Origin of the sequence: Pantoea sp. ACRSB (assembly GCF_022346905.1) — a bacterium.
In the GTDB taxonomy this organism is placed as follows: domain Bacteria; phylum Pseudomonadota; class Gammaproteobacteria; order Enterobacterales; family Enterobacteriaceae; genus Pantoea; species Pantoea piersonii.
On sequence record NZ_JAKRNL010000018.1, the window covers coordinates 1 to 10,966 of the forward strand.

Here is a 10,966-nt window from a genome sequence, read left to right on the forward strand (position 1 = left end):
CTGTACCGAACCCTGTTGATTTATGCATTGCAGGGCATTTCTCGCGTGTATTACGCCCCCTGTCGCTCTGTCACTGCGTTAGACTGCCTGGTTCCGCTTTATCACGCTTTTCTACGTACCCTTCAATTTACTGCTAAGCGGAGTAGTCGGTTTGGTTCTGAAGTGCACCGTTCTTTCTGACCCCTTCGCGCAATTCCTTCCAATACCGATTACAGATGCAGTGGTTAAGTAAACCTCTCGTTACTTATAATGGAAGGGAATTTCATGTTTACGACACCGTTCTGGCCCGCTGCTGACTCATATCATATCCACATGATGGATATCCCTCTGCCTGCCTCGCTTTCGCCCGCTGCGCTGGATCTTATCCACCAGGCTACGCGTCTTGCAGAGGCAGCCAGTCATATTCACCCGGTTTCCACACGGACCGGGAGTACGCTGCTTCAGTCTGTTGAAGAAAAGCTCAGCATTATTTGTTTCAAGCTTGCTCAGGAATTTGACGATCCGGATACCTGCAAAGCGTTGCAGTTACGTGCAGAAATCCTTTCTGACGCCAGCACAGCAAAAGAGCTTCTCCCGCAGATCGCAGGACTGGATGAACAGGAACTGGTGCAGGGAATAGGTTATATGTCTACATGGGTTGGTAAGTCTCGCACGCAGCATTATTCCGCCTGGTTTGGGTTACCCGATCGCGGGCTGCAGGAAGTTTCGGATGTGGTGGATGAGCTCTTTCCGGACAACCTGAGCTGGCTGCAAAATCATATCGACCAGCGGCTGGTTGCGCTGCCTGGATGCCGCTACAAAATTGTCGACCTGTTTGCCATTGCTGGCGAAGCTAACAGCTATCCCAAGCATTTCGCCTATTTCTTTCCTGAAGATGAAGGGGTGAAATACGCCCCCCAGAAGCGCACCATTGTGTTTGCAAATACCTATCTGAACCTGTTTGAACGCTTTGCCCGGTCCCAGGCTTCCCTGCTTGGCTGGCGGCATGAAGCTATACCGGACAGCGCTCTCTGTGCCCGCCACCTGATCGCCTGGTTCCGCGGTCATGATCTGGGGCATTCCGTTGTCCTTGAAAAGATGATGTTTGGCAAATTAAGTAAACAGGACAGATGGGGATCAATGGTTGTGCAGGAAGCACTGGCCGATGTCTTTGGGCTGCTGATGTGCCTGACAGAGCCTTCCCGGCAGGCCCTACAGCTGAATGAGACGTTGCAGTTAAAAATTTTCCTGCTGGAAATGCTGAGATATTTGCGCCGCGGCCCATGTGATTATCCTGACGCAGGGGCGGCCTATATACAGCTCAAGTGGCTAACTGAACACCAGTGTCTGAACTGGAGTGGGACGCATTATGCGGTGGAACTCAGCGCGGTGAAGCCTGCTCTGACGGCACTGGCAACAGCAATGACACGTTCTGTATTACAGGGTGATACAGAGGCAGCCCTGGCGTTCCTGCAATGCTATTCACCTCACCATCAGCGTGAAGAGGCGGATCTGCTGCTGAACCGGCTGGGTAAAACTGTCGACATGATCGAGTACGACCAGAAGATTAAAGGTTTTACGTTATGATCGAGTTTTCAAATGGTTTTTTACTGAGCCTTTCGCTGTGTCTTGATATCGGAATTGCCAATATCGCCATGATTACCCTTGCCATGCAACGCGGGTATTTTCATGGTTTCTGGCTGGGAATGGGAACCTGTGTGGGTGACCTGGCATATGCATTACTGGCGCTGGCGGGAATGGCCGTACTGCTTCAGTATGAAGCCGTACGCTGGATACTGTGGATTGGCGGTGGCGCGATGCTTCTGTGGTTCGCCGGCAAAATGCTGGTGGCCGCTTTCAGGAAGGCTTCAGAGCTTAACGTGAGCGAAACCCATCAGTATCGCCCGCTGCTGCGTGAATTTGGCCGGGGCGTGGTACTTGCCATGTCCTCCCCCACGGCCATTCTGTGGTTTGCGACAGTGGGCGGTGCGCTGATATCCCGGATGGGCCAGCACAGCGTTACGGCAACGTCCTGGTTTCTGAGTGGCTTTTTCATTGCGGGAATGTTCTGGACCTGTGTATTGTGCCTGGTTGGGAGTTTTGGTGGCAAACTGCTTGGTCACCGTCTGCTTAAATATTCCTACATAGCCTCAGCGCTCATATTCAGCTATTTTGCGCTTTACGTGATTGTGTCAGGGTACCGGGAGTTTATGGTGGCCTGATCTGACCTGCGAAGCATAGTGATGGGGTGTTGTCCCCATCACTTTGCGAAACGCATTAATGAAATGGCTCTGATCGTAAAATCCCAGCATTATCGCCGCATCGAGCGGATGCACGTTTCTGCGAAGCAAGTCGCGGGCATGGTGCAGACGAAGCTGCATATGATACTGCAGAGGCGGCATACCCGTATGCCGGGTGAAGAAGCGAACAAGATGATATTTGCTCATCTCCGCCAGCTGCGCGAGCATCTCCAGCTGCGGCTTTACGCTGAGGTGCTCCCGCAAGTACTCAATAACAACGTTGATTTTCTGTTCATCATCCTTCTGAAGTAGAGCTGGCGTCTCAAGCAGCTCACCACAAAGTAAAATCAGTTCCTGCTCCTCATCTGTGCCCTGCTTCAGCCGGGCTGATGTTGCAAAACGGTACAGCGCATCAAACAGGCGAGTGTTATTAATTATGCCTTCTCGCAGAACAGGGGCTTCATGAGCGCTATTGAGATTGCGCTCATCTGCAAGCATTTTTATCACTGTCTGGGGGATGTGCACACTGATGAATTCCACGGCTTGAGTATCAAAACGCGAAGCCTGAATGGTTCCCGGATTATATAAGGTAACCTGACCACTTTTAACATACGCGGTTTTCCCTGCCAGCCAGATTTCCTCCACCCCCGTCAGGTTGGCACTGATGACATATTCATCGTGAAGATGTTTCGGAAAGCCCGAATTACGGGCTCTGACCCGTGAACACTCTATGCCATTCCGGCTAAACCATTCTGCAGACTCTAGTGACAACGTATCTGACCTTATGCAGTAATAGTGAATAATTATTAATGAATTATAAAACCATTTACTGAACGCTTTTTCAACTGGTGGTTTTAGGACTCCAGCGAATAAATTATCCTCCGGGCGCTAGTCTGCCAGTAATCGGATATGTCCCTTCCTGACCAGACCGGGCCCGCGCGGCCTGGTAAATCTAGCTGGGTTTTTCGGTTAGTTCACCAGAACACACGGACTGGCAATGCAGGAAAGGGACAGAAGGATGTTGTTCCTGATGTCCGCTTTGTGTCAGAAGCGGACGTCACAAACATCAAGTTGATTTAATTAGCAGAGAGCAGATGACACCGATGAAAACTGAATTTTCATCCCAGCACCCTTTAAAAAGCAATTAAACCAGCTTCAATAATTTAGACTAACCACTTGGAAACCTATCTATATTAAACTGAAACTGCTTATTACCAGAATTATATATGAATACCTCCAGCGTAAGGCTCTTGTGCTTTTTTACTTTCTCAAGAAATGAACTAAAATTATCAAAAATATAGATATAACCTACTGGCTGCCCTGGTATTTCCTCGATTTTGTATCGTTCGATTTCTCCATCATCGAATTTAGCTGACATATAACAATATTCAGAATCCTCACAATAAAACTGCCCTTGACTGATACGCAAATAGGCAGATACCGGCTTGAGTTGCTCTGGTTTTGCGCCGTCTTTCAGTTTCTCCTTCTCTGAATAAATGGAAAGTAGTGCTTGAGTTCCGCCATTATAAGGATAATTAAGTTCAACTGTATTGTTTGATGGCAGTTGAATAAATCTTTGCGTGGTTCCACGCATTTCATCTTTATTATAATAAGTATCCCACACACCAGCTAATGTTGACGCAGGAAAGAGCAACACAGAGGTAAATAATATTTTTCTAAAGGAGAGCATATAAACATCCTATTTGATTACTAAGTATTGTTCAAAAATATCTTTTAGCTATTGATGTTATCTGTTAATCGGTTTTAAGGCTGTCAAATAAAAAGCCTTAAGCTTTTCTTTTCCGACGGCTGGTCGGCCCCGAACCGTTCCATATCTTGCCGCGTGGCTGTTCCAACACCTGCGGCGTACATCATCGGCACTGATAGCAGTCGGAGGGCTTTTTTTAAATGCGTCATCATATGTTCCTTGCTGTTGGAAGTTTAAACCTGTTATCGGCAAGGGCCCTAAAAACGTGAAAAAATGCCGACTTTGTCTCCTGATTCATAGCAGGCTGTAAGCAATCTTCTGAGACTAACGAGGCCTTTGCTATTAGAACGTAGCCACCAAGCCCAAACCCCGAATGGATTCGGCAGAGCTTACCGGCTCTGTCGGTAAGCGGAGTGAGGCTTGACGACCCGGCAAGGCCGACGAACCGTAGGAGCCATTACGCTGTTGATATTAACGTCCGCTTAGTGCCAGAAGCGGACGTTGCAAAAGTGAAGACTTTTCAGATATTTAAAATTTTATAATTCATCTTATAGCCAACCCCTATACTTGAGAGCTTCGGAACTTGCATGAAATTTTACATAGATGAACCGCAGGGAGCCTTTTCAAGATGTCGTAAAACTCGATTGTATAAAATATCAATTAATATCCAATAAAAATTCAGATTATAATTTAACCTGACTTATTTTAAACTCCTTATCGCTCTTCGGCCAGTTTCAGCCAGTAGTTGGCGAGATAATATTATGGCGACCGCTTTTAGGATAAACAATGATTAAAAGCGTGGTGATTATACGGGGTAAATAGTATTAAGACTGACGAGGTGAAAAAGCCTCTTCGGACTAGCCTGTTAATAAGGCACCCATAAATACATAAGAATATAAGCATTAGCTGTACATAGGGCGCGGTAAAACAATCAACAAATAAGCATGCTTTACTTTATAAAGAAACTAGAGATCTACAGAAATAGAATGCATTATTTTAAGATAAAAAGACCACAATTTCACTCAACAAAAATAAAAAAATAAGCCAGGGGTTTGATTTTATGTTAAAATATAAAAATCAACTCATCCTTTATCAATGAACTGTATAGGATATATAATATAATTATGAGCAAAAAAAAAGAAAAATCACTTTGGGGAAGTGTCTTTTTGTTAGTCATGTTGGTGCTGTGTTGTTTTTTTCCATTTTTAGTAATTATATTTTTACTTTTTGTTTTTTCTTATTTAAAAAAAGGTAACGAAGGGAATAATGCCAAAGGCTCACTAACATCTCCTTCTCCCCAACCGCGCACCTGGAAAACTGTAACCCGAGAAGATGATAACTGGCGAGAGTTATTTATAGCTGCATGCGAGTCCCCAGCTGAAGAAAAATTTCTTGAGGCTATGATTGATGAGTTTAATCTTACACCAAAAAGTGGAGAACTGATATCGCCTTCATTAACGCTTGCGATGCAAGTAAGGCATGGACGATATCGCTTTGATTTTGTAGCAAACGGAAGGCAGGTTATTGAAATTGATGGCGCTCAGTGGCATTCCTCGCCTGAAGCAATCGAGCGGGATAGGATTCGTGATAATTACTCTGTTGAGCATGGATATCGTGTATTGCGTATTCCAGCTAAAACTGTGTTTAGAGCTCCGTGGGAAGCAATAGCGCTGGTAAAAGATGCGTTAATATATACCCCAAAATATACGAGACCAAGGCCAATCCATGAAAACCCATTGGTAACACCAATACTAGATTCTCTGGAAACAAGAAGTCGGGAATCATAAACACCGATAGGCTCTGGGAAGGATAGATCTCACCAGTCTTGCCGAAAAGATGACAACATAGATTATTTCTATAGACGCTGAGTTTGAGTGCGGCCTGTTACTTGAGCTCACTCCTGCTGATATTGCACGGGCTAAGTGACCCGGAAAGCGTTGTGACCGTCCGCCTGCTCTGGATGAAGAACAGAAAAAATTGATGTTTATTCGTATTATGAGCGAAAAAGTTACCACAATCGTCCGCCAATCCAGCACAACATACCAGATAATTTTCAGAGTGAAATCTGTAATGAAAAATGCTAATAACCCTTCATTATCCGCCCGCATTTTGCCAGAAGAGGACATTGAAAATGTTATATTTTTTAACTACTGGTTAGCCAAGTAGGAATTACAGATCCTTGGTATCCTGTGCTGAAAGTGAACTTTTAATTTTGTCCGCATTTTCACCTGCTAATAAAAGAGTGCCTTTTATTTCATTAAGTGCCATAAGATTTTTGCCATTAGTCCATATATGGGTTCTTGGTACTCCTCCTCGAGCAGGCGGGCCGAACTTCTGGGTTAAAGCCGAAAGAACGTTATATTGCGTGAGACCTTGCTGCTGATTGATAGCAATATGTATATAAGCAAGCTTGCCGTCATAGAAGTAGAGATTACTACTTTTAGTTGTTTCATTAGCTATGGAAGCTATCTTAGCATCACATATCAAGACTTTTTCTTTTTCATAAATCTTTTGTTTTCCAGGGCAAATAGTTACAGAATCCCCGATATGATAGCCTTTTATTTCGAGGGGGATGTTTGTAGCTGAAGTAAGGCCAGGCACATTGAGACTACAGGCACCTAAAAGCAGTGAAACACTTATAACATAAGCTAGTTTAATCATGAGAATTGTCCATAGGGTAGAGAAGAAGTTATCGACTCTTGAAGAAAATTCTTTATAGAAAAAATGAATCGGATTTAGAAAAGTGTCGCTACAACTATGACAGGCATTTTTCACAGCAGTTAACGTGACCGTAACTTTAACACTCTGATGTCTGCTCCTCGCTCATAGCGGACTTCGACTGCGCGTGAGCCCGCTTTGTACCAGAAGCACTCTTTATGCAGATATTGCTGCTGTAATAGCAACCAAACTCGCAAAACAGGGTTTGTTTAAAGCAACATTGCCATGAGCACTAAGCACAGCAGCATCACGTAGATCCGCGCATGCCAGACATCGGGGACGGCAGGGATCGCCCTGCGGCTGAATACTATGCCTGCCCAGCCGGTTAGCAGCAGAAGGCCCCAAATTTTCAGGCTGATAAAACCCACAAAGCCGCCTGCCGGAATTTTTTGCCAGCCGCTTATCGCATAGGTCACCGTACCGCACAGCGCCACGGGCAGGGAAAGTGGGTTGGCCGCGCTAATACATTCGCGCATCGCATGGCCGTGTCGTCGCAACAGCGGCACCGTCATTACGCTGCCGCCCACGCCCAGCATTGCGGCAATCATGCCGATTAGCGTACCGCCAGCGGTGACCGTTAAAAGTGATAAACGACGCGGCGCGCTGCCGCTGAAGAAGCCTTTGCGCAACATGCAGTCCCCAATCGTCGCCAGCATATAAAGGATAAAAAGCGCGCGAACCAGGGCCTCGCTCAATATTCCCGCCAGCCACGAACCGGCCACCGCGCCCATGGCGATAAACCACAGCAGCGGGAACAAGACAGTTGAAGAAAGCCTGTCCGCGCGCCAGTTTTGGTAGCTGACCCAGCCCGCGTTGAAAATCATCACCGCCGTCGAGGTGGCCACGGCAATATGCATCGCACTGCCCGCCAGTTGAGGCTGCCGCACCAGCAGCTGGTAAATAAAGGGCACCACCACAAAACCGCCGCCGAAGCCAAAAAGTACCGTTGTAATGCCGGTAGTAAAGCCGGCCATTGCGATAATCATTAAATCGTTCAACGAAGTGCCCCCTTGCAAATAAGGCAGCAGCTTACCGCGCCAGCGTCCCGCTTCCCATTTGCGCAGCGCTCAATTACCCTTGCAAACTGGTCAGATGGGGGCGGATGTGCGAAACGGAAAAATCGACGATTTCGATCGGCTGGATCGCGAGGTTGTGGCGCTCGGCAACGACTATGCGCAGGGATTTGCCCTGCCGCAACACCAGCACCGCCGCGCGCAGCTTCTGTATGGCGCAACCGGCCTGATGCATGTTTCAACCCGTGACGGGGAATGGGTGGTTCCGCCCCAGCATGCGGTATGGATCCCCCCCGAAACCCTGCATGCAGTAAAGTTTATGGGGGTCACTACGCGTAGCCTGTATATCGAACCCGTATGCGCGGCCAGCTTACGTAACAACTGTCGCTGCGAAGTCATTGCCGTATCACCGCTTTTGCGACAGTTATTGATGGAGGCGGTGGATTTGCCGCCGCGCTATGAAAGCGTACGCGATCGGGCGCTGACAGATTTGATGCTGCTTGAACTGGCGGCAATGCCGGTGCGCGAGTTCGAGATCCCTTTGCCGCAGCAGCCCGCGCTGTTAGCCCTGTGTCAGGCTTTTTTACGCGCGCCAGCCATCCATGATCCGGCCGAACGCTGGGCCAGTACACTGTTCATGAGCGGCAGCACATTTCGTCGCCATTTCCGGCAGCAAACCGGCATGTCGTTTTCCGCCTGGCGTCAGCGAGCCTGTGTGGTCAGCGCGCTGGCATTGCTGCTAACGGGCACACCGGTGAATGAAGTCGCGTTGTCGCTCGGCTATGACAATGGCTCTTCCTTCGCGACGATGTTTCGTCGGGTTACAGGCCAGCCACCTTCATTTTATCATCCGACTTAACAGGCGCGGTTTACCTGCTGCTACCGGGTCAGGCCTGTAGGCTGCCCTGCGCCATTGACTGAACAGACGCATGGCAGTGGCTGTGTTGACGGTAGAATAAGCACTGCATGGCTAGGGTGAAGAAACAATGCTGGAACAATAACGTCCGCTTTGTGCCAGGAGCAGACATGATGGTCACGAAGCCTGTCCGCTGCGTGCCAGGAGGGGACATTACAGATATGGCCGCGCGGTGTCACTTGCGGGGGTTACATGATTTACCTGTAATCAAGTGCAATAGCAAACGGGCAAATATTCTTGAGGCTGCGGGGAAGTGCAGCCTCAGTGATATGACTGTGGAAAGCGGTTTATTATTTCTTTGCTGCTCGAATCAGGCCGTCAAGCCATTCCTGATGACCATTAAGCATTGGGTTCGGGCGGGTATTTGCCAGATCTTTTGCCGGCACTCCGTTCTGTGTTTCCTGCGTTAGGATACGGACCCTGTGACCGGAAAGATCCTCCAGTAGCCACGCATGATGGACATCGAGTCGTTGAGCGGTATCTTTTTCACCGGCCCATCCGTGCCATGCCAGACGAGCAGGTTTACCTTCAGCAGGTGGAACAAACTCCACAACCTGAGCTTCAACTGGGAAACCAAACGTGCTGAAGTAGAAGCGAACCCCATTTTCCAATTCTGGACCTTTGTTGTCATAAAAGCGCACATCGGCGGAATTTTTATAGTATTCCGGCCATAGCAATGGCTGACTCAGGAGCGGCCAGACATCATTGACGTTCAGACCTGAGATGATCATTTCATTAGAAACAAAGTTATCGGTAAAACCCGGAACAAAGCCTTCTGGCCAGTTAATCGCGTTCATAAATTTCTCCAATTGCTATAGTTGAGTGCACTGCGTGTGTCATTACGGCAGTAACGTGATGACAGTGATTATTGGTGCAATGGAGTTATAAGGCGAATTGTCATTACTTATATTCTTAATAAGATAAATTATATCATGACGCGGGATGTTGGCTTACTTCTGCGCATAAAGCACGAATCCACTGATGACTTGGGTCACGATGGGTTCGCTCATGCCAGGCCATGCTTTTGGTAAAGCCGGGTACTTTCAGGGGCAAAGGGAGAATGATGAGATCGTTGTTAGTCAGGACCATGCGGCGAGGTACAACTGCAATCATATCAGTCACTTGTAATATATCAGGTATCATCTGAAAACTATTAACTGACATGCCTACTCGTCGTGTCAGACTGAGCTTAGCCAGTGCTTCATCTGTAACACCGGTGAAGTTACCTTCTGAAGACACCAGAATATGTTCCTGTTTGCAAAATTGTTCGAGCGTCATTTCTGAACTCGCTGCCAGAGGATGATGACGTCGTGCTACGCAGACATAATCTTCTTCATAGAGCGCTCTTCCATGCAGGTCTTCGGGGGTTGTTTGCGGTGTTATCAAAGCCAGATCAACTTCACCCCGAGATAACTGCTGATACATTCGCTCATTGTCCACGGGCCGCACGGCGATTTTAATATACGGTGCACGTTGTTTTAGCTCAGCCATCAACGGAACGACAACAGCCTTAAGTGCATAGTCCGTTGCGACGATGGTATAAGTCAGTTCCACCGTCACGGGATCAAATTTCTTTGGTTTCAGCAGGATAGCGATATCGGTGAGGATTTGTTTTACCGGCGTAGAAAGTTCGTTGGCCCGCATTGTGGGGACCATACCGTGGCTGGTGCGAACAAAGAGTGGATCGTCAAAGTAATCACGCAAGCGAATAAGCATACCACTGACGGCAGGCTGCGTCAGTGAGAGGCGCTGTGCAGCCCGAGTCACGCTTCCCTCATCCAGTAATGCATCAAGGGCCTTAAGAAGGTTAAGGTCGAGGGTTCTGATATCATTTTTCATAATGAACTAGCCTGACAGATATTAAAATTTTAATTCAGGCTAAATGCTCGGGAAAAGGTTGTCTAGAAGGTTTGCGAGTGTTTTCCTTTTGGGGGAACTTCCATTTCTGGATGGTAGGCCTTGTACGGATAAGTCCGCTCTTCAGCTCATAAGGGACAACCATACTCAAATCTCCCACATTGCAGGAGATTTGAGTATGAACACGTCACCGTGGAACAAAGACCGTATCATCGGCCAAAAAAGACCACTTCAGATACCTCATATCTGGGGGATCCGAATCCGGCTTGAACTGGAAGGTAAAACGCGCGATTTAGCTCTGTTCAATACGGCCCTGGACAGTAAACTTCGAGGCTGTGATCTGGTCAAACTCAAAGTATCTGATGTGGCATATTGTAGCTCGGTTTCAAGCAGAGCAACGGTGTTGCAGCAGAAAACCGGTAGCCCTGTGCAATTTGAAATAACCAAAGGGACAAGACAAGCTGTTGCTGCATTGATAAAGCTTGGCAATTTGCACAGTAAAGACTTCTTGTTCCGGTCTCGGGTCGGAACTAAC

11 protein-coding genes and 1 pseudogene are annotated in these 10,966 nt (G+C 47.6%); 5 read left to right on the forward strand and 7 right to left on the reverse strand.

The features are described from left to right. The first annotated feature begins 264 nt into the window (after positions 1 to 264). Complete coding sequence (locus tag MHZ89_RS22190; RefSeq protein ID WP_239315698.1) at positions 265 to 1,566, forward strand: hypothetical protein; 1,302 nt, start codon at positions 265 to 267, stop codon at positions 1,564 to 1,566. After that, positions 1,563 to 2,201: a LysE family transporter gene (locus tag MHZ89_RS22195; RefSeq protein ID WP_123803178.1), complete on the forward strand. Its 639-nt coding sequence runs from the start codon at positions 1,563 to 1,565 to the stop codon at positions 2,199 to 2,201. The genes MHZ89_RS22190 and MHZ89_RS22195 overlap by 4 nt, the downstream gene beginning before the upstream one ends. On the opposite strand, the gene MHZ89_RS22200 is transcribed toward MHZ89_RS22195, so the two are convergent. From MHZ89_RS22200 to MHZ89_RS22210, 3 genes are all read right to left on the reverse strand, one after another. After that, positions 2,172 to 2,990: an AraC family transcriptional regulator gene (locus MHZ89_RS22200; RefSeq protein ID WP_311784625.1), complete on the reverse strand. Its 819-nt coding sequence runs from the start codon at positions 2,988 to 2,990 to the stop codon at positions 2,172 to 2,174. The genes MHZ89_RS22195 and MHZ89_RS22200 overlap by 30 nt on opposite strands. A gap of 397 nt (positions 2,991 to 3,387) precedes the next feature. Beyond that, positions 3,388 to 3,909, reverse strand: a complete 522-nt coding sequence (locus MHZ89_RS22205) for a hypothetical protein (protein ID WP_239315673.1) — start codon at positions 3,907 to 3,909, stop codon at positions 3,388 to 3,390. An 83-nt stretch (positions 3,910 to 3,992) separates the two neighbouring features. Then, positions 3,993 to 4,139, reverse strand: a complete 147-nt coding sequence (locus tag MHZ89_RS22210; protein WP_311784626.1) for a hypothetical protein — start codon at positions 4,137 to 4,139, stop codon at positions 3,993 to 3,995. A gap of 912 nt (positions 4,140 to 5,051) precedes the next feature. Here MHZ89_RS22210 and MHZ89_RS22215 point away from each other — a divergent pair. After that, complete coding sequence (locus MHZ89_RS22215) at positions 5,052 to 5,714, forward strand: endonuclease domain-containing protein (protein WP_239315675.1); 663 nt, start codon at positions 5,052 to 5,054, stop codon at positions 5,712 to 5,714. Between the two features lie 382 nt (positions 5,715 to 6,096). Here the strand turns inward: MHZ89_RS22215 and MHZ89_RS22220 are convergent, their stop codons facing one another. Both MHZ89_RS22220 and MHZ89_RS22225 read right to left on the reverse strand, forming a co-directional pair. After that, the gene (locus MHZ89_RS22220; protein ID WP_239315676.1) at positions 6,097 to 6,588 is read right to left on the reverse strand and encodes a hypothetical protein; all 492 of its coding nucleotides are present in this window, start codon (positions 6,586 to 6,588) and stop codon (positions 6,097 to 6,099) included. 266 nt (positions 6,589 to 6,854) lie between these two features. After that, the gene (locus tag MHZ89_RS22225; protein ID WP_311784627.1) at positions 6,855 to 7,643 is read right to left on the reverse strand and encodes a sulfite exporter TauE/SafE family protein; all 789 of its coding nucleotides are present in this window, start codon (positions 7,641 to 7,643) and stop codon (positions 6,855 to 6,857) included. A 106-nt stretch (positions 7,644 to 7,749) separates the two neighbouring features. Here MHZ89_RS22225 and MHZ89_RS22230 point away from each other — a divergent pair, with 106 nt between their 5' ends. Beyond that, positions 7,750 to 8,517, forward strand: a complete 768-nt coding sequence (locus MHZ89_RS22230; protein ID WP_239315678.1) for a helix-turn-helix domain-containing protein — start codon at positions 7,750 to 7,752, stop codon at positions 8,515 to 8,517. Positions 8,518 to 8,864: 347 nt separating this feature from the next. Here the strand turns inward: MHZ89_RS22230 and MHZ89_RS22235 are convergent, their stop codons facing one another. After that, positions 8,865 to 9,371, reverse strand: coding sequence for a polyketide cyclase (locus MHZ89_RS22235; RefSeq protein ID WP_043016095.1), 507 nt, complete (start codon positions 9,369 to 9,371; stop codon positions 8,865 to 8,867). 133 nt (positions 9,372 to 9,504) lie between these two features. Continuing rightward, positions 9,505 to 10,413, reverse strand: coding sequence for a LysR family transcriptional regulator (locus tag MHZ89_RS22240; protein WP_103797720.1), 909 nt, complete (start codon positions 10,411 to 10,413; stop codon positions 9,505 to 9,507). Between the two features lie 196 nt (positions 10,414 to 10,609). Here MHZ89_RS22240 and MHZ89_RS22245 point away from each other — a divergent pair. Continuing rightward, positions 10,610 to 10,966 (forward strand): annotated as a pseudogene (locus tag MHZ89_RS22245) (integrase); the annotation flags it as partial.